Annotated in this window: 3 protein-coding genes (1 of these 3 cut by a window edge); all 3 read right to left on the minus strand. The window is 65.0% G+C overall.

The window, feature by feature from the left end; all coding sequences use genetic code 11:
* Tightly spaced (each overlapping or abutting the next), the 3 genes in view from J3P84_RS18520 to J3P84_RS18530 form a layout consistent with a single transcriptional unit that may run on beyond the window.
* Positions 1-3207 (minus strand): non-ribosomal peptide synthetase, encoded by a 3207-nt coding sequence (locus J3P84_RS18520; protein WP_434625006.1) that lies wholly within the window; start codon positions 3205-3207, stop codon positions 1-3.
* Positions 3204-16796 (minus strand): non-ribosomal peptide synthase/polyketide synthase, encoded by a 13593-nt coding sequence (locus tag J3P84_RS18525; protein ID WP_434625008.1) that lies wholly within the window; start codon positions 16794-16796, stop codon positions 3204-3206. Before J3P84_RS18525 ends, J3P84_RS18520 begins: the two co-directional genes overlap by 4 nt.
* Positions 16796-21537, minus strand: the end of a protein-coding gene (locus J3P84_RS18530) for a non-ribosomal peptide synthase/polyketide synthase (protein ID WP_434625010.1). 7705 nt of this gene lie beyond the right edge of the window; only the last 4742 of its 12447 coding nucleotides appear in the window; its start codon lies beyond the right edge, outside the window; its stop codon occupies positions 16796-16798. Before J3P84_RS18530 ends, J3P84_RS18525 begins: the two co-directional genes overlap by 1 nt.

Here is a 21537-nt window from a genome sequence, read left to right on the forward strand (position 1 = left end):
TCAGCGGCCTTGCGCAGCCTTGGCGGCTTGCAGCTGTTGAGCCTGTTCGGTCAGCCGGGCCTTTTCCTCGGGACTCAGCGCTTCCATGCGCAAACGCACCTGAGCGATTTTTTCCAGTTGCCCCGGACTGCCCTCCACCGCTCGCAAGGCCATGGCCAGGGACGCCACGGTCGGATGATCGAAGACCAGCCCAGGATGGATGTCGCACTGCAACAACTTGCGAATGCCGGCCACCAGCTTGATCACCAGCAGCGAATGGCCGCCGGCGGCGAAGAAGTCGCGCTCGATGCCCAATCGTTCAAGCCCAAGCAATTGAGCCATGCGCGCGGCCAGCAGCTGCTCCAGCGCATCGCGGGGCGCGGCATCCTCCTCATCGCTGATCGCGACCGCCAACTGCTGCAGCGCCTTGCGATCGATCTTGCCGTTGGCCAGCCGAGGGAAACGTTCGATCAATTGCAGCTGCTGCGGCACCATCACCCCAGGCAGGCGCGCGCTCAGTTCGACGCGCGCGGCGTCGAGCACGCCCGAAGACAGGCCTTGCCGGGGCACGACAAATGCCAACAAGCCCTGCTCGCCGGGCAATACCAGCGCTTCGGCCACCTGCGGTACACGTAGTAGCTCGGCCTCGATTTCCGCCAGTTCGATGCGGAACCCGCGCACCTTGACCTGTTGGTCGCGGCGACCGTGCAACTGGATCCCGCCGTCCGGGCGATAACGCGCCAGGTCGCCGGTGCGGTACAGGCGCTGCGCCGGGTCGAACGGGCTCGGGATGAACGTCTGCTCGTCCGCCTTGGCATTCACGTAACCCCGGCACAACTGCGCACCGCCCAGGTACACCTCGCCCAGCACACCCACCGGCGCCAGGCGCCTGTCAGCGTCCAGCACGTAGACCTGGTTATTGCCCAGCACCTGGGTCAGCGCCGAACAGTCATCCGCAGCGCCATCCAGCGCCAACCGATGGATCATCACTCCGACCGTGGCTTCGGTCGGCCCATAGTGGTTGAACACCCGGCAATCGCTGCGCAACCGGGCGATACGCTCGACCAGCGTTGGCGCAATCGGCTCGCCGCCAAGTACCAGGATGTGCGGCAGCGTCGCCTGCTCACTGTCGAGCAACGCCGCGAGGTGCGACGGCACGATTTTCAGGCAGTCGATCTGTTGTTCTCGCAGGAACCCGGCAAAGAGCGCGCCGTCCTGCATCTGTTCATCACTGGCCACATGCAAGGTCGCGCCATTGAACAACGCGCCAAACAGCGCCGTATTGCCCAGGTCCGCCGCCACGGTAGAGCTCAAAGCGACGTGTTTGCACTGGCTCAGCCCCAACGCCTGGCTGGCCTGGGCGGTGTAGTTGAGCAATTGCCGATGCTCGATCACCACGCCCTTGGGCACGCCGGTGGAGCCTGAGGTGAACAACACATAGGCAATGTCATTGCCCTTGGTCGTGAGGGCCGGCAACGGCGTGCTTGAAGGACGATCAAGCTCGGCGATTGCCAGCGCCTTGAAAGGCTGCGCCTGCCAGGCAGGAAAATGCGTTGCATCGGTGAGCAACACAGCGGCGCCGGCCTGCTCCAGCATCAACGCCTGACGGGCCTGGGGCCACTGGATATCCAGCGGCAGATAAGCCGCGCCGATGCGCCAGCTCGCCAGCATCGCGGTCACCAGTTCCGCCGAGCGCGGCAAGGCCAGGGCGACAATCGACCCTTCGCCCAGGCCTTGGTCCAGGAGGCCCTGGGCGACGCGCTCGACCTGATCTTTCAGTTGACCGTAGCTCAGCGATTGACCAGCCTCGCTCAGGGCGATGGCGTCCGGCGTCTGCAGCGCCAGCTCGGCGATGCGCTGCGGCAGGTAGCGGTTAACCTCCAATGCCTGCATCGCCGGGTTGATCGCCCGCAAACGCTGCTCCTCGGTGTCGCCGAGCAAGTTGAGCTGCGCCAGTGGCGTGTGCGCAGCCGCGAGGATCGAGGCCAGCAGCACCTCGTATTGTTCGAGCACGCTGCGGACCGCGGCTTGCGAATAACCCGAGCGGGCGTAGCAGAGGTCGACCGCAACCAGTTGTTGGGTGTCGTCCAGTTGAATTTGCAGCAGCAATTCGAACGCATCCCGCCCAGGCAAGGGCTCAGTCGCCCACGTCAGGCCAGCGCCGCTGCGAACAGAATTCGCCGGGGCAATCGCGAAGCCATAGGCCGGATACGCCGCCTCCGACGCCAGTTCCGGCGTCCAGTATTCCTGCCAGGTGCGATGAGTTTCGAGCCGCGTCGCCAGCTCCGCCAGCCACTCGCCGAACGGCGCGTCGGCGGGCAATGGAACGCAAAGCGGCAGGTTCTTTTCGAACACGCCGAAGGCATTGGCGAAGTAGTCATAGTCGCCACGGCTGTCGTGGCGCACGCCGACCAGCGCTTGCTCAAGGCCACCCAGGCGTCCCAGCAGCACCCACCATGCGCCTTGCAGCAACGTCGCCAGCGGTTGGCCGAGCTGCTCGGCCAACCGTTGCAAGGCGTCGCGTCGGGCCGGCTCGAAGATCAGCGAAATCTGCGCATCGGCTGTTCCACCACCAGTGCGACGCGCAGCCAGCCACGGCGTGTCGATCGCCGTCTGCAGGCCGTGCAAATGCTGCTGCCAGTAATTTCTTGCAGTGCCGGCATCTTCATCCAGCACCACTTCGCTGCGCCACTCCAGGTACTGGGCAAACTCGCCGGGCGCCTCTTCCTCCGCCACATCGCCGGCGTAAGCCTGCCGTAGCTGTTCAAGCAGCAGGTTCATCGACGGCGCATCCGCGCTGTGGCGGGCGACGCCCAGCAGCAGTTGCCATTGCCGAGACGCCAGACGATAAAGCACCGCCTGGACACTGGCCGATTCGCCGAGCACAAAAGCCCGGCCGAGCGTCTCGCTGATCTGCGCCCGGACTTCCTCGGCCGGTTGTTCGCTGGCTTGTATCGTCAGTGGGAAGCGTCCCGCATGGGCCACCTGACGCAAACCGTGGAAACCGCCGACCTTGGTCAGTCGCGCGAGCAACATCGGCTGCTGCGCCACCAGCGTGTCGAAGGCGACCTGCAATCGCTGCGGGTCGAGATCAACGTCGATGACCACGTTCAGCCAACGCAAGGCCTCGCCACAGGTCACCGTGCCCGACAGTTGCTCAAGTGCCCGTTGCTGTTCGGGCGTCAGGGCGAAACCCGCTTCCTGCGTGTCCATCGTCACCTCGTTCATGCTCCGCTTTCCTCGGTATTGAATGCGCCACGGACCGATCGCCCGGCGCCCGCTGGACGCTCCAGGCTGGCGTGGTCGTACATATCGCCCATGGCGACGACGATCTTGCGCGGTCCCTCGTACGGGTCGCGGGCGTGGGCCACGAGCATGTTGTCCAACAGGATCACGTCACCTTTCTGCCAGTCGAAACGCACCGCGCAGGCTTCGTACAACTCACCGATACGCGCCATCACCTCGTCTTCGATCGGCGTGCCGTCGCCGTAGTACACATGCCGGGGCATGCGCTCCAGGCCGTACATCGACAACAGGTCCTGGCGCACGTCCGGCTCCAGCCAATGGATGTGATGCAGCTGCACCTGGTTGAAGAAGGATTTTTCCCCGGTGATCGGGTGCGTGATGATCGCCGGCCCCGGCGTGCGGGTCTGCAGTTCATCGTTATCGAGCCAGCGCCACTGGATGCCGCCAGCCCGGCAGCGGGCCTCCACTTCAAGGCGATCCTCGGTCTTGAAGAAGTGCTGCCACGACACGTCGAGTTTGTCGGTGAAGGTGCGCACGTACAGCAAGCCCTTGTCTTCGAACTTCTCGCGAAGGTCCGCCGGCAGCTTTTCGTACATCAGGCGGCAATCCACCACCGGGGTCGCGCCGCCCACGGGTGCGGCCTGCTCGCAATAGAACATCTGCTTGCGCGGCCAGCGGTCCTGGTGGGAGCTCTCGTTGTGAAACAGGATCATCTTGCGTTCCGGGTACGGCGTGGACCGGTAGGTGTTCTTGCCGCCTTCCTTCTTCGGCAGGTCGCCGTACTGGCCGTACAGCCCCGGCTGGATCGCTTCGGCGAACGCTTCAAAGCCCTGGATACCGTCCAGTTCGAAGCCACGGAAGAGGATGCCGGCGTGCTCGGCCAGCTTCTGCTCGATCAACGGCCGGTTCTGCCGGATCCACTCGATGACGTCCAGGTGCGGCTCGCCAGGCTCCAGCATCAGCGGGAAACGCTGGGGCGCCGCCACCAGCGATTCGCGCACCAACGCCGGACGCGGCCGCGCGGCCGGGGTCGCCGAACGCTTGAGAAACTTGCCCAGTTTGTCGGCCTTGGGCCCCGGGACGTTGGCAGGCGTGGCGGCTGTCGCCACGTTGTCGACTGGCATGCTGATAGCTCCCAATTGAATGTCCTGATCAGCGACGATCTGTTCCAACAGGGCCGTCCAGGCCCGGATCAGGTACTGGATGCGCTCATGTCCGAACAAGCTTGTGGCGAATTGCCAATTACCGCGCAACTGCCCTTCTTCTTCGTCAACGAACAATGCCATGTCGAATTTAGAATGGTTCTGCAGCGCCGGCATGAACTCGACGCTCAAGCCGGCCATGGAACGCGTGCGCACCGGCACGTTGTTCATCACGAACAGCACCTGCAGCAACGGGTTCATGCCCTTGTGTCGCGGCACGCCCGCGGCCTCGACGATCTGGTCGAACGGCAGGTCCTGATGCTCCAGCGCGCCGAGCAGATGGTCCTGGGTTTGTGCCAGGAACCGGTTGAAGGCGACATCGGCGGCAAAGCGCGAACGCAACGGCAGGACGTTGACGAAGAAACCGATCAGGCGCTCCAGCTCGGGTTGTTCGCGCCCGGCCACGTCAGCGCCGACGACAAGATCCTGCGCGTCGCAGAGGCGATGCAACAACACCTGGAACGACGCCAGCAACGTGCTGTACAGCGTGACGCCGGCCGCGCTCGACACCCGGCGCAACGCCGCGCTAAGCCCGGCAGGCAGCTCGAACTGCAGCGCATCGCCCGCAAAGGAGGCCGTCTGGCCGCGTGGATTGTCCAAAGGCAAATCAAGACGCCCGTGGTAACCGTCGAGCCGCTGCTTCCAATAATCGCCCTGGCGCGCCAGCACGCCTTGGTCTTCCAGCGCCTGCTGCCACAAGGCGAAGTCATGGTACTGGACCTCCAGCGGCGCCAGCGGCATGGGCTCGCCGCGCAGGGACGCTTCGTAGATCTGCACCAGTTCATTGATCAACAGCCCCATCGACCAACCATCGGAAATGATGTGGTGCATGGCGTACAACAACACGTGCTCGGTCGGCCCCAGGCGCAGGATCCGCCCGCGCAGCAATGGCGCCTGTTCCAGGTCAATCGGGGTACTGGCATTGTCCAGGATCGCCTGGGCCACTTGCTCTTGCCGGGTGCCGGGGGACAGGTCGGACAGATCGACCAGCGGGAAATCCAGCCGGACCTCATCGGCGATCAGCGCCAGCGGATCGCCTTCGTCATCCTGGACATACGCGGTGCGCAGCACGGCGTGACGGCGTGTCACTTCGGCAAAGCTGCTCATCAGCCGCTCGACGGACAACTCGCCGCACAACCGCAGCGCCATGGGCATGCCATAGGCGGAGGTGCCGCCGGCCAGCTGCTCGGCGATCCACAACCGTCGCTGCACCAGCGACAGCGGTGCCGATTGCCGTGGCCCATGGGCCTTGAGTCGGACCTGGCTGGAATCGCCGGCCCGCGCCGCGCCGTCGCCGGTCTCGCTCATCAGCGCCGCCAGTGCCTTGAGTTGCGGATGGTCGAACAAGTCGCGCAGGCTCAGCGGATGACGCGTGAGCTTGCGCAACCGGGAGATGGCCTGCGTCGCCAGCAAGGAGTGACCGCCGCGCTCGAAGAAATGGTCGTTGCGCCCGACCTGTTGCACTTCCAGCACTTCTTGCCAGATACCGGCGATCCGGTGCTCCAGCTCGCTGGCCGGCGCCTCGTAACCGCCCTGCGAAGACCCGGTTTCGATGCTCGGCAAGGCCTTGCGGTCGAGCTTGCCGTTGGGGGTCAGTGGCAGGTGATCGAGGAACAGCCAGTGGGCCGGGATCATGTGGTCGGGCAGGTGTGCCTTGAGATTGGCCTTGAGTTGATCGCGCAGAGTATTCGCGTCGGTCGAAGCAACCACGTAAGCCACCAACTGCTGCCCGCCCGGCCCTTCCTGGGCCAGCACGGCGACGTCGCTTACCTCGGCTTGCTGCAACAGCCGCGCCTCGATTTCCCCCAGCTCGATGCGGAAGCCGCGGATCTTCACCTGATGGTCGAGTCGGCCCTGGTATTCGAGCACGCCATCGGCGCGATAGCGGCACAGGTCACCGGTGCGATACAGGCGTTCGCCGGTGGTCGAGAACGGGTTCGGCACGTACTTTTCGGCGGTCATCGCCGCGCGCCCGAGATAACCCCGGGTGATGCCCGCGCCGCTCAGGTACAGCTCCGCCGAGACGCCTTGCGGCACCGGTTGCAGGTTGGCGTCGAGCAGGTAACTGGCGGTGTGCTTGAGCGGGCGACCAATGTTCGCCGTGCCGCCGGCGGTGCGGCGGGTCCAGGTGGAATAGGTGGTGTCTTCCGAGGGGCCATACAGATCATAAACATGCTCAACCCCACCGACCTGTTCACCCACCACCTGTGGGAGCGAGCTTGCTCGCGATGGCGTCCTGGCAGTTAGCCCCTCATCGACTGACCCACCGCTATCGCGAGCAAGCTCGCTCCCACAGGTTTGGGGTGTCGGGTAGAGGGCATCCACCAGACTCTGCTTCAGCGGCTCACCGGCCAGATTAATGATGCGCACGCTGTCCGGGATCTCGCCGCTGCGCTGCAACGCGGCGATCGCCGAAGGCACGCTGTTGATCAGGCGCACCTGATCGCGGGCCGGCAGGTGCGGCAGTTCCAGGGCGTTGCGGGCGATGATCAGCGAGCCGCCGTTGGCGAGGGTGACAAACAGCTCCCACACCGACAGGTCGAAGCACACCGAGGTGGAAGCAAGCACGCCCTGGATGTCGTCGCGGCTGTAGACGGTTCTGGACCAGTCGATCAGCGCCAAGACGTTGCGGTGGGCGATGGCCACGCCCTTGGGTTTGCCGGTGGAACCGGAGGTGTAGATGACGTAGGCGAGGTTGTCTGGGGTGACCGTTGTGCCCGGTGCGTTGAAGGGATATGAGCTCAACTCAATCCGGTCCAGCATCAGCACTTCGGTGCCAGCCGGAACCGTCAGCGTCTGCGCCACCGCCTGCTCGGTCAACAACACCCGCGCACGGCTGTCCTCAATCATGTAGGCCACGCGCTCGGCCGGGTAATCCGGGTCCAGCGGCACGTACGCGCCACCGGCCTTGAGCACCGCCAGCAAGGCGATCAGCAACTGCTCGGAGCGCGGCATCGCCACGCCCACCCGCACTTCCGGGCCGACGCCCAGTTCGATGAGCTTGTGGGCCAGGCGATTGGCGCGGCCGTCGAGTTCGCTGTAGCTCAGGCGCGTGTTGGCGAAGGTGACCGCCAATGCGTCAGGAGTGGATTGCGCTTGGCGGGCGATCAGTTGGTGGATGCACAGGTCCTGTTCGAACGGCGCATCGACCGGGTTCCAGTCATGGGTCAAACGTTGATGCTCATCGAATTCCAGCATCGACAGTTCACCGAGGCAGCGCTCGCCATTGGCGCTCATCTGCCCGAGCAACTGCGCCAGATGCGCCGCCAGCCGTTCAACCGTATCCGGCGCAAAGCTCGCCCGTTGATAACTCATGTGCACCGACAACTGCCGCTCCAACCCCACCAGCAGCGTCAACGGATAGTTGGTCTGCTCCTGGGTCACTGGCGAACCAAAACGCAAACCGTCCGGCGCGCCCTGCTCCAGCGCCTGGGCAATTGGGTAGTTCTCGAACACCAGCAGGTTGTCGAACAGCGCGTCGCCGCCCTGCCCGGCCCAGCGCTGGATGTCGAGCAACGCGGTGTGCTCGAACTCGCGCAAGGCCAGGTTCTGCGCCTGCACCGCTTGCAGCCAGCTGTCCAACGTCTGCTCGGCCCGAGGACTGGCGATCACTGGCAAGGTGTTGATGAACAGGCCGATCTGCTGCTCGATGCCGGGCAAGTCCGCCGGACGCCCGGCCACGGTCGCCCCGAAGGCCACCGTTTCTCGACCGGTGTAGCGCTGCAACAGCAGCAGCCACGCCGCTTGCACCAGGGTGTTCACGGTGACTTTCGAGGCGCGGGCGAAAGCTTCCAGGCGACGGGTCGACGCTTCGTCCAGCACGTGGATATGATCGCCGTAACCACTGCCCATGTCGGCCGGTTTGGCCACCGCATCGGCCAATCGTGTCGGCGCCTCCAGCTGTTGCAGCGCCGGTTTCCAGAACGCTTCGCTGGCCGCCGCGTCCTGGCGTTGCAGCCAGGCGATGTAGTCGCGGTAGCGGCTGCCGGACACGGCAACGGGTTGACCGCTGTAGCGTTGCAGCACTTCGCCGAGCAACTGCGAATTGCTCCAGCCGTCCATCAGGATGTGATGGCTGGTATAGATCAAGTGATAACGCTCCTGCGCCACGCGCACCACCACCAACCGCAACAACGGCGCCGCATCGAGGGCAAAACCTTGCTCGCGCTGGGCCGTTGCGAGGGTGTTCAGGTGCTCAGGCAGGTCAGCCTGCGTACGTGCGTCATGCAGCTGTAACGCGACCGCTACGCGCTTGTGCACCACCTGCAATGCACGCTTGAAATCACCCTCCCAGACAAAACCGCTGCGCAGCACGTCGTGGGCGTCGGTCGCCGCTTGCCAGGCCTGGCGGAAGCGCTCGACGTCCAGCCCTTCGACATCCACGCGCATCTGGTTGATGTAGTGGCCGGCCTGCTGCTCGTACAGCGTGTGGAACAGCATGCCCTGCTGCATCGGCGACAGCGGATAGATGTCTTCCACGTCGCGCGCCACCAGCGGCAAGGCGTCCAACTGTTGCTGTTGCAATTCGGCCAGGGGGAAGTCCGACGGCGTGAACCCGTGGTGCCGCGGCTCGCAACAGTGGTCGATCAATGCCTGCAATTCCCCAGCGTAATCCTCGGCCAGCGCCTGGATCGTCGCTTCATCGAACATTTGCGAGCTGAACGTCCAGTCGATGCTCAACTCGCCGGCATAGACGCTGCCGTTGAGCGTCAGCCAGTTGTCCAGCGGCGCCAACGGACTCTGCGCCGCGCCCGCCGATTCGCTGGCCGGGACAAACAGGCCGTCGGCGTCGTCGGCAAAGCCGCTGTCGAACTGGCCCAGGTAGTTGAATGTGATGCGCGGCACCGGCAGCGCCGCGAGGGTGCGCCGCGTCGGTTCATCGCCCAGGTAACGCAACACGCCGAAGCCGAGCCCTTTGTCTGGGATCGCCCGCAGTTGCTCCTTGATGACCTTGATCGAGCCTTCGGTGGTGGCCGTCGGGCTCAAGCGCACCGGGAACAGGCTGGTGAACCAACCGACGCTGCGGCTCAGGTCAATGTGGTCATCGAACAGCGCCTCGCGGCCATGGCCCTCCAGCTGAATCAAGGTCGAGGCCTGGGAAGTCCAGCGGCCGATCACCCGGGCCAGCGCGGTCAGCAGCAGGTCGTTGACCTGGGTGCGATAAGCCGCCGGCGCTTGCTGCAGCAGGCGTCGCGTCTGGTCCTTGTCCAGCCGCGTCTGAACCTGGGTCGCGTAGCACCTGCGCAAATCGCCCCCTGGGCGGTCGCAAGGCAAGTCATGACCGGCGCCTTGCAGTTGCTCTTGCCAATACTTCAGCTGGGACTGCAACGTCGCGCTGCCGGCATGCGCCTGCAACCGTTGCGCCCAGGTCTGCGCAGCCGTGGTCTTGGCCGGCAACGCTGGCGTCTGGCCGGCCTGCAACTGCTCGTACGCCTGTTGCAGGTCCTCCAGCAGTACACGCCAGGACACGCCGTCCACCACCAGGTGATGGATCACCAGCAACAGCCGCTGGCTGCCGTCGGCCAGGCTCGCCAGCACCCCGCGCAGCAGCGCGCCATCCTGCAGGTCGAGGCTGCGTTGGGCTTGTTCGGCCAGGCGTTCAAGGGCCGGCGCATCGGCCACCTCGGCGGTCCACAACAGCGGCGAGCGTTGCCAGAGCGTGCGCTGTTCGGCCAAGGTAGTGTGGCGAGCGGTCCAGGTGCCTGCCTCGCAGACGAAGGCCAGGCGCAACGCATCGTGATGCTCGACCAGAGCCTGCAAGGCCTGCTCCAGATGCGCGGCATCCACGGCGCGCAAGCTCTTGAGCAACACCGACTGGTTCCAATGATGAGGCTCGGCCATGGCCTGTTCGAAAAACAACTGCTGGAACGGCAGCAATACCGTCTGCCCGATCACCGGGCCCTGATCGATGACCGGCCCGTTGTCACCGGTCGTTGCCACCCCGGCGAGGCCCTGGATGGTCTGGTGCAGGAACAGGTCCTTGGGACTGAAATGAATCCCGGCCTGACGGGCGCGACTCACCACCTGGATGGAAATGATCGAATCGCCGCCCAGCTCGAAGAAATTGTCGGTCCGCCCTACGCGTTCGCGCCCGAGCACGCTTTGCCAGATCGCGGCCAAAGTGTTTTCCACGGCGGTGACCGGGGCACTGTAGCTCTTCGGGCTGGCGCTCGGATCGGCCTTCGGCAGAGCCTTGCGCTCAAGCTTGCCGTTGGGGCTGACCGGCATTTTCTCCAGCCACACCCAGTGTTGCGGCACCATGTAGTCGGGCAGGGATTGGCTCAGATGTTCCCTGAGGCGCACTTGCAGCGCCTGGCGAACGGCGTCATCGGCGACCATCAGCTCGGCGCGCGCCGGCACCACGTAGGCCACCAGCAACGTGCCGTCCTGGGCCAGGACCACGGTTTCGCGTACCGCCTCGTGTTCGGCCAGACGCGCTTCGATTTCGCCCAACTCGATGCGCAAGCCACGGATTTTCACTTGATGGTCCATCCGGCCGGCGTATTCGACCACGCCATCGGCCCGATAACGCGCCAGGTCGCCGGTGCGATACAAGCGCTGGCCAGCGCCGAACGGCGCGGTGACGAACCGTTCGGCGGTCAACGCCGCGCGCCGATGGTAACCGCGCGCCAGCCCTTCGCCCGCCAGGTACAGCTCGCCGATCACCCCGACCGGCACCGGCGACAGCTCATCGTCGAGAATGTAGGTGCCGAGGTTGGCGATCGGCTGTCCGATCGGCACGCTGTCGCGGCCCTCCTCGACGCAGGTCCAGTGGGTCACGTCGATGGCCGCCTCGGTCGGGCCGTAGAGGTTGTACAGGCTGGCATCCGGCAGTTTGGCGAACACCTGCTGCTGGGCATCCACCGGCAGCGCTTCACCGCTGCAGACGATCCGCTTGAGGCTGGTACATTCGGCCACGCGCGGGTCCTGCACGAACGCCTGGAGCATCGACGGTACGAAGTGCAGCGTGGTGATGCGCTGCGCGGTGATCAGCTCGATCAGTTGCGCCGGGTCGCGATGGGCCCCCGGCGCGGCCACCACCAGCGTCGAGCCGGTCAGCAGCGGCCAGAAGAATTCCCACACCGACACGTCGAAACTGAACGGCGTTTTCTGCAACACACTGTCAGTCGCATCGAGGCCATAGGCCTGCTGCATCCAGCACAGCCGGTTGACCAGGGCGCAATGGCGATTGCCCGCACCCTTGGGCTTGCCGGTGGAACCGGAGGTATAGATGACATAGGCCAGGTTTTCGCCGTGCACCTTGACGTCGGGATTCTCCTCACAACCGGCATGCGACTCCTCAGCGGGCAGGTCCAGTAGCAGACTGCGCAGTCCTTGCGGAATCGGCAAAGCATCAAGCAGGTGTTGCTGGGTCAGCAGCAGACCGATGCCGCTGTCTTCGAACATATAGGCCAGGCGATCCTGCGGGTACTCAGGGTCCAACGGCACGTAGGCGCCACCGGCCTTGAGGATCGCCAACAGCCCGAGCACCATCTCCACCGAACGTTCCACGGCGATGCCCACCAGCACATCGGGGCCGACGCCCAGGTCGATCAAGCGATGGGCCAAGCGGTTGGCCCGGGCGTTGAGTTCGCGATAGCTCAGGCGCTGCTCGCCGAAGACCAGCGCAGGCGCATCCGGGGTCCGGCGCACCTGCTCCTCGATCAGCGCCTGGACGCTGCGGTCGAGCGGGTATTGCCGCGCCGTCGCGTTCCAGTCGATGAGCATGTGCCGACGCTCATCCTCGCCCAGCAGCGACCATTGCGCCACCGGGCGGTGCAGGTCCTGCACCAGGCTGCGCAACAGGTTGAGCCAATGCGCGGCCATGCGTTCGATGGTCGCCGGCTCGAACAGGTCGGTGGCGTAGGTCAGGGCAGCGTGCAGGCCCTGGGGACTTTCGACGGTGTCCAGGCTCAGGTCGAATTGCGCGGTGCGCTGCGTCCAGCCTACGGGTTCGACGTCGAGCCCCGGCAAGGCCTTGGCAAACACCGCGGCGGTTTCGTTGCGGTGGTTGAACATCGCCTGGAACAGCGGGCTGTGGCTCAGGTTGCGCTGCGGCTGCAGGGCATCTACCAGTTGCTCGAAGGGCAGGTCCTGGTGCATCTGCGCGGCCATGGCCGTCTGCTTGAGCTGTTGCAGCAAAGCGGCGCCGGTCAGGTCGCCAGAGAACTCGCTGCGCAGGACCTGGGTATTGACGAAGAACCCGATCAAGCGCTCGGTTTCCAGTCGCTGGCGGTTGGCGATCGGCACGCCGACGCGGATGTCGGCCTGGCCGCTGTAGCGATGCAGCAATGCCTGGAACGAGCCGAGCAACAGCACGAACAGCGTGACGTTTTCTTGCCGGGCCAGGGTCTTGAGGTCATCGCTCAAGGCGCGATCCAGCACGATCGGCAGGCGTGCCCCGCGCAGGCTTTGTTGCGCTGGGCGCGGGTGGTCGGTGGGCAGTTCCAGCAGCGGCTGTTCGCCGCCCAGTTGCGCCGACCAGTAGGCCAGTTGGCGGTCGCGCTCACCGGCCGCCATCCATTGCCGCTGCCAGACCGCGTAGTCGGCGTATTGCGCCGCCAATGGCGGCAGTTGTGCCGGTTGACCCTGGACGAAAGCCGAGTACAGGCTCATCAGGTCATCGACCATCACCTGTAACGACCAGCCGTCGGAGACGATGTGATGCAGCGTCAGCACCAGCAGATGATCCTCCTCGGCCACTTCCAACAGCGCCACGCGCAGCAGCGCGTCATTCAGCAGATCGAACGGGCGTTGCGTCTGCTGTTCGAGGAAGGCCTGGATATCACGCCCTTCCAGACGCTGCTCGATATAGTCGACTTCGCCCTGCTCACAAATGACCTGGCCAGTGCGTCCATCTTCTTCCACGAATGCGGTGCGCAAGCTTTCGTGGCGCTGGACCAGTGCGGCAAAGCTCTTGCGCAGCGCGTCCTTGTCCAATGCGCCGCGCATCCGCAACGCGGTCGGTATGTTGTAGGCGGCGCCGTCGGGGTCCATTTTCCAGAGGAACCACTGGCGCTCCTGGGCAAAGGACAACGGCAACGGCGCGTCGCGAGGCACCGGCGTCATGGCCGGGGCCTGTTCGCCTGTCGTGGTATCGAAGGCGGCGACGAACGCCTGCAACGTGCTGTGTTCAAACAGGCTGCGCAGCGGCACTTCGATGCCAAGCACCCGACGGACCCGCGAGACCACCTGGGTCACCAGCAGCGAATGCCCGCCCAGTTCGAAGAAATTGTCTTCCAGCCCCACGCGTTCAAGCTTGAGCACGTCCTGCCAGATTGCCGCGACCTGTTGCTCGACCTCGCTGCGCGGCGCCACGTAGGCCTGCTGCAAATCGCTGGCCTCGGGCGCCGGCAAGGCCTTGCGATCGATCTTGCCGTTGGGCGTCAGCGGCAGTTGCGCCAGGAACAACAGGTGCGCCGGCACCATGTATTCCGGCAACTGCGCCTTGAGGGCCGCCTTGAGTGCGGTGCGCAACGGCGCGTCCGGCTCCGGCACTGCGCCGCTGGCGGGCACCACGTAGGCAACCAATTGCGCGCCGGTCGGGCCTTGGTGGGCCACCACCACGGTTTCGCGCACGCGGTCCTGGGCCAGCAGCGCGGCTTCGATTTCCCCCAGCTCGATACGCAGGCCGCGGATCTTCACCTGATGGTCGATCCGACCGAGGTACTCGACCACGCCTTCGGCGCGATAACGGCACAGGTCGCCGGTGCGGTACAGGCGCTCGCCCGTGGCGGAAAACGGGTCCGGCACGAAGCGTTCGGCGGTCAGCGCCGGACGCTGGAAATAACCACGGGCCAGGCCGGCGCCCCCGATCAGCAGCTCTCCCGGCGCACCGGGCGGGTTGAGGGTCAGGTCGCTGCCAACGATGTACAGCGCGGTGTTGTCCAGCGGTTTACCGAGGAACGGACGGTCGCGCTCCAGGCTCAACGGATGCAGCGCCGACCAGATGGTGGTTTCGGTCGGGCCGTAGAGGTTCCAGACGTTCGGCGAGAGCGCCAGCAAGCGCTGCGCCAGTTCCAGCGGCAACGCTTCGCCGCCGCAGAGGAAGGTCCGCCCGGCCAGCAGCGAAGCCTGCTCATGGTCGAGCAACATGCGCCAGCTCGACGGTGTGGCTTGCAGCACGCTGACAGCGTGTTGTTCGATCAGCGCCAGCACCGCTTGCGGGTCCTGGTGCACGTTCTGGCCGGTCAGCACCACGCTGGCGCCGGCTGACAGAGGTCCGTAGATTTCGAGGCCGAAAATATCGAAAGAGAACGTCGTCAATGACAGCATGCGGTCGCCAGGCGCGAGGCCCGGCTCGGCGATCATGCTGTGGATGAAATTGCTCAGGGCGCCATGGCGCACCATTACGCCCTTGGGCTTGCCGGTGGAACCGGAGGTGTAGATGACGTAGGCCAGGTGTTCGCCAGTCAGCGGCACCACCGGGCAGGTTTGCGGAGCTGCTTGCAGTTCGGCGTCCGGCTGGTCCAGCAACAGAGTCCGAAGACTTGGCGGGATCGGCAAGCGAGCCTGCAAACGGGCCTGGGTCAGCAGCAGTCCGATGCCGCTGTCCTCGATCATGTAGGCCAGGCGCTCCTCGGGGTACGCCGGATCCAGCGGCACATAGGCGGCGCCGGCCTTGAGGATCGCCAGCAGGCCGACAATCATCTCGACGCTGCGCTCGACCGCGATGCCCACCAACTGGCCGGGCATCACGCCCAGGTCGATCAGGCGATGGGCCAGTTGGTTGGCGCGCGCGTCCAGTTGTGCGTAGCTCAGGGCCTGGTCGTCGATGGTCAGCGCCAGCGCCTCGGGGTTGCGGCGCACCTGTTGGGCGATGCGCTGGTGCACGCAAACGGCTTCGTCAGTGTGGTCGGCCACCCGCAGCCATTGCTGCTGCGTGAGTTGCTGTTGCGCCGGGTCGAGCAGCGGCAGTTCGCCGATACGCTGGCGTGGCGCATCGACGATGCCGTGCAGCAGGTTCTGCCAGTGCCCGGCCAGGCGCTCGATGGTCTGCGCGTCGAACAGGTCGGTGGCGTAGGTCAGTTCCGCAGCGATGCCCTGCTCGGTTTCATAGGTGCCCAGGGTCAAGTCGAACTGGGCAGTACGCCCTTCCCATACCAGATCCTCGACCCGCAGCTGCGGCAGGTGCATCTGCCGGCTTCGAGTGGCGTCGGCGTTCTGGTGGTTGAACATGACCTGGAAGATCGGGCTGTGGCTGAGGCTGCGCTCAGGTTGCAGGGCCTCGATCAATTGCTCGAATGGCAAGTCCTGATGGGCCTGGGCCGCCATGGCCGATTGCTTGACCTGGGCGAGCAACTGATCAAACGGCAGTTGCCCGTCAACGTCGGCACTGAGCACCTGGGTGTTGACGAAAAAACCGATCAGCCCTTCGGTCTCGACCCGGTTGCGGTTGGCCGTCGGCACGCCCACGCGGATCTGCGGCTGGCCGCTGTAGCGGTGCAGGAGCGCCTGGAACGAGGCCAGCAAGACCATGAACAGGCTGGCGCCTTCACGCTGGGCCAGCTGCTTGAGCGCGGTGGCCAGTTCCGCGCTCAGGGTCAAATCCAGGCGCGCGCCACGAAAGCTCTGCACCGGTGGGCGCGGATGATCGAACGGCAGTTCAAGCACCGGTTGCTCGTTACCGAGGGTCTGGACCCAATAGGCCAGTTGCCGCTCACGCTCCCCCGCCTCCAGCCAGTGCCGTTGCCAGATCGCATAGTCGGCGTATTGCACCGGCAGTACCGGCAGTGTCAGCGGCTGACCGCCAATGTCGGCGGCGTAGTGCCGGACCAGTTCATCCACCAGCACCTGCATCGACCAGCCATCGGCAATGATGTGGTGCTGGATGAGCACAAGGACATGGTCGTCTTCGGCAATTTTCAACAGCGAAACCCGCAGCAACGGCCCTCGGCGCAGATCGAACGGACGCGCGGTTTGACCTTCGACGCAGGCCTTGATGCGTTCGTCCTGGCTGACCGTAGAACCGGCGGGCAGCGCCTCGACCGCGATGCTCAAGGGCATATGTTGATGAATGATCTGCAGGGTTTGCTCGCCGTGCTCGGCGAACGTGGTGCGCAAGCTTTCGTGGCGCTCGACCACGGCATTGAAGCTGCGCTCCAGCGCCGGCACGTCCAGTTGCCCTTTGAGGCGCAAGGCGCTGGGGATGTGGTAAGCCGAGCTGTGGCGGTCCATCTGCCAGAGGAACCACTGGCGCTCCTGGGCGTAGGACAGCGGGACCTGTTCAAACCCGGAACGCACCTCGGGGATCGGCAGGTTGGCCGGCGAGACGCCCTCTTCGAGCATCTTTTCCAGGTACAGCCGGCGTTTGTCCAGCGGCAGAGTGATAAAGCGCTTGGCAACCCTCAAAGCAACACTCTTGTCCATCAGACTTCCTCCATTTCATCAAGCAGGGCGTCCAGCTTGTTCAGTTTCTGTTCGTTGATCGGCCCGTCGCCGCTGTCGAGTCGGGCGACGAAATCCTTCAGGACGGGGTGCTGGAATAACAGCTGCGGGGTCAGGCTCAACCCCAGTTCGAGGGCCATGCGCGAAACGGCGGTGACCGCCAGCAACGAGTGGCCGCCCAGCTCGAAGAAGTGATCGTGCAGGCCCACGCGCTCGACGGTGAGCACCTGGGCCCAGATCGCTGCGACTTGCAGTTCAAGGTCGCTGACCGGTGCTTCGTAAGCGTTTTCTGAGCGCCCGGCCTCGATGCCCGGCAGTGCCTTGCGGTCGAGCTTGCCGTTGGGGGTCAGTGGCAGGTGGTCGAGGAACAGCCAGTGGGCCGGGATCATGTAGTCCGGCAAGTGTGCCTTGAGCGGGTCGCGCAGCGTTTTCGCGTCCTGCTGCAGCGCCGGGGCAACCACGTAAGCCACCAACTGCTGCCCGCCCGGCCCTTCCTGGGCCAGCACGGCGACGTCGCTTACCTCGGCTTGCTGCAGCAACCGCGCCTCGATTTCGCCCAGCTCGATGCGGAAGCCGCGGATCTTCACCTGATGGTCGAGTCGGCCCTGGTATTCGAGCACGCCATCGGCGCGATAGCGGCACAGGTCACCGGTGCGATACAGGCGTTCGCCAGTGGTCGAGAACGGGTTCGGCACGTACTTTTCGGCGGTCATCGCCGCGCGCCCGAGGTAACCTCGGGTGATGCCCGCCCCGCTCAGGTACAGCTCCGCCGAGACGCCTTGCGGCACCGGTTGCAGATTAGCGTCCAGCAGGTAACTGGCGGTGTGCTTGAGCGGGCGACCGATGTTTGCCGTGCCGCCGGCGGTGCGGCGGGTCCAGGTGGAATAAGTCGTGTCTTCCGAGGGGCCATACAGATCATAAACATGCTCAACCCCACCGACCTGTTCACCCACCACCTGTGGGAGCGAGCTTGCTCGCGATGGCGTCCTGGCAGTTAGCCCCTCATCGACTGACCCACCGCTATCGCGAGCAAGCTCGCTCCCACAGGTGATGTGTGATGGGTAGAGGGCATCCACCAGGCTCTGCTTCAGCGGCTCACCGGCCAGATTGATGATGCGCACGCTGTCCGGGATCTCACCGCTGCGCTGCAACGCGGCGATCGCCGAAGGCACGCTGTTGATCAGGCGCACCTGATCGCGGGCCGGCAGGTGCGGCAGTTCCAGGGCGTTGCGGGCGATGATCAGCGAACCGCCGTTGGCGAGGGTGACAAACAGCTCCCACACCGACAGGTCGAAACACACCGAGGTCGATGCCAGGACGCCCTGGATGTCGTCGCGGCTGTAGACGGTTCTGGACCAGTCGATCAGCGCCAAGACATTTCGGTGGGCGATCGCCACGCCCTTGGGTTTGCCGGTGGAACCGGAGGTGTAGATGACGTAGGCGAGGTTGTCTGGGGTGACGTCTGTAACGGGCGAGCTCAGTTGATAACGTGAAAGGTCGAGCTGATCGAGCATCAGCATTTGCGTCTCGGCCGGAACCGTCAGCGTCTGCGCCACCGCCTGCTCGGTCAACAACACCCGCGCGCGGCTGTCCTCAAGCATGTAGGCCACGCGCTCGGCCGGGTAATCCGGGTCCAGCGGCACGTACGCGCCACCGGCCTTGAGCACCGCCAGCAAGGCGATCAGCAACTGCTCGGAACGCGGCATCGCCACGCCGACACGCACTTCCGGGCCGACGCCCAGTTCGATGAGTTTGTGGGCCAGGCGATTGGCGCGGCCGTCCAGTTCGCTGTAGCTCAGGCGCGTGTTGGCAAAAGTCACTGCCAGGGCATCCGGCGAAGCGTCGGCCTGGCGCGCAATGACTTCATGAATGCACAGGTCCTGTTCGAACGGCGCATCGACCGGGTTCCAGTCATGGGTCAAACGTTGATGCTCATCGAATTCCAGCATCGACAATTCACCGAGGCAGCGCTCGCCATTGGCGCTCATCTGCCCGAGCAACTGCGCCAGATGCGCCACCAGCCGTTCAACCGTATCCGGCGCAAAGCTCGCCCGTTGATAACTCATGTGCACTGACAATTGCCGCTCCAACCCCACCAGCAGCGTCAACGGATAGTTGGTCTGCTCCTGAGTGACCGGCGAACCAAAGCGCAAACCGTCCGGCGCGCCCTGTTCCAACGCCTGGGCAATCGGGTAGTTCTCGAACACCAGCAGGTTGTCGAACAGCGCGTCGCCGCCCTGCCCGGCCCAGCGCTGGATGTCCAGCAACGCGGTGTGCTCGAACTCGCGCAAGGCCAGGTTCTGCGCCTGCACCGCTTGCAGCCAGCTGGCCAAGGTCTGCTCGGCCCGAGGGCTGGCGATCACTGGCAAGGTGTTGATGAACAGGCCGATCTGCTGCTCGATGCCGGGCAAGTCCGCCGGACGCCCGGCCACGGTCGCCCCGAAGGCCACCGTTTCTCGACCGGTGTAGCGCTGCAACAGCAGCAGCCACGCCGCTTGCACCAGGGTGTTGACGGTGATTTTCGAGGCGCGGGCGAAAGCTTCCAGGCGGCGGGTCGACGCTTCGTCCAGCACGTGGACGTGATCGCCGTAACCGCTGCCCATGTCGGCCGGTTTGGCCACCGCATCGGCCAATCGTGTCGGCGTCTCCAGCTGTTGCAGCGCCGGTTTCCAGAACGCTTCGCTGGCCGCCGCGTCCTGGCGTTGCAGCCAGGCGATGTAGTCGCGGTAGCGGCTGCCGGACACGGCGACGGATTGACCGCTGTAGCGTTGCAGCACTTCGCCGAGCAACTGCGAATTGCTCCAGCCGTCCATCAGGATGTGGTGGTGGCTGTAGATCAGGTGATAACGCTGTTCGTCGAGGCGCACGATCATCAGGCGTATCAGTGCCGACGCGCTCAGGTCCAGTTGCTCGCGTTCGGCATCGGCCAGGGCCTGCAAGGCCTGGTCAGGCAACGGATCGCTGCGCAGATCCTGCACGCTGTAAGGCAGCTCCAGGTATTTGCTGACCACCTGCACCGGCGCCGGCAAATCCCCTTGCCAGACGAACCGCGTGCGCAGGATGTCGTGGGCGTCCACCGCCGCTTGCCAGGCCTGGCGGAAACGCTGCGGGTCCAGCCCTTCCACGTCCAGGCGCAATTGGTTGATGTAGTCGCCGGTGGCGTCGCCATACACGCCGTGGAACAGCATGCCTTGCTGCATCGGCGACAACGGATACAGGTCGACGATCTGCGCCATCGGCAGCGCCAGCCCGTCCAGTTGCTGCTGGCTCAGGCTCGCCAGCGGGAAGTCCGATGGCGTCACACCGTGATGTCCGCCCTGGCAGCAATGCTCGATGAGCTGCTGTAACTCAAGCGCATACTCGTCGGCCAAGGCCTGGATGGTCGCCTCGTTGAACTGCTCGCGGCTGAAGGTCCAGCCCAGGTTCAGTTCGCCATTGAACACCTGGCCGTTCAACGCCAGCACATTCGACAACGGTGCTTCAGCGTCCAGCTCATCGCCGGCCGCTTCGTTGGCCGGCACGAACAAGGCGCCGTCGGCTGCATCGAAGCTGGCGTCGAACTGGCCCAGGTAGTTGAAGGTCACGCCTGGCGTCGGCAGCCGCGCCAGACTTGCCCGCGTGGCGTCATCCGCCAGATGCGCCAAGGCACCAAAGCCGAGGCCTTTGTCCGGGATCGCCCGCAGTTGTTCCTTGATCTGCTTGAGGCTATCCCCAAGGTCGGCCTGCGGCGTGAGTCGGGCCGGGTACAGGCTGGTAAACCAGCCGACGGTGCGGGTCAGGTCGACCTCGTCGAACAGCGCTTCGCGGCCGTGGCCTTCGAGCTGGATCAGCGCACTGTCGGCGCCGGTCCAGCGCACCATGACCCGCGCCAGCGCCGTCAGCAGCAAGTCGTTGACCTGGGTGCGATAGGCCTTGGGCGCGTCTTGCAACAGTTGTCGGGTCAGTGCGGCGTTCAGTCGCGTACGCACGGTCAGCGCGAGGCGGTTCTGCTGGCCGCCCTGTGGATGATCCATCGGCAAGCGCGCATCGATGTCTTCGAGCTGGGCCTGCCAGAAGGCCAGTTGCCGTTGCAGCGCCGGGCTGCGGGCATGGTCTTGCAGGCGCTCGGCCCAGACCTGCGCTGAGGTGGTTTTGTCCGGTAGCTGCAACGTTGCCCCACTGGACAGCTGTCGGTAGGCGCGTTGCAGATCCTCGAACAGGATGCGCCACGACACGCCATCGACCACCAGGTGATGCACCGCCAACAACAGACGCTGGCTGCCATCGCTCAAGGTCGCCAGTACCGCCCGCAGCAGCGGCCCGTCTTGCAGATCGAGGCTGCGTTGGGCTTCGTTGGCGATGCAGTGCAAGGCCGAGGCGTCAGGTGCGTCGACGGTCCAGAGCAGGTCTTCGCAGTGAACGTCCGCAGGACGGTAGGCCGCCTTCCAGCCTTCGCCCTGCTCCGTGAAGCTCAAGCGCAGGCCATCGTGATGCAGCACCAGCGCGTTCAGCGCCTGGTTCAGAGTCGACACCTCCAGAGGCTCGGTCGGCTTGAGCAGCACCGCCTGGTTCCAGTGATGACGCTGCGGCACCGTTTGCTCGAAGAACACTCGTTGCACCGGCAGCAGCGCCAGCTCACCCGTCACCGGGCCCTGATCGATGACTTGCGCGGCTTCGCCCTGGCGGGCCACGGTCGCCAGCATCTCAAGCGTCTGGTGCTGGAACAGGTCCTTGGGCGTCAAGT

Origin of the sequence: Pseudomonas sp. Z1-29 (assembly GCF_051131995.1) — a bacterium.
Lineage (GTDB): Bacteria > Pseudomonadota > Gammaproteobacteria > Pseudomonadales > Pseudomonadaceae > Aquipseudomonas.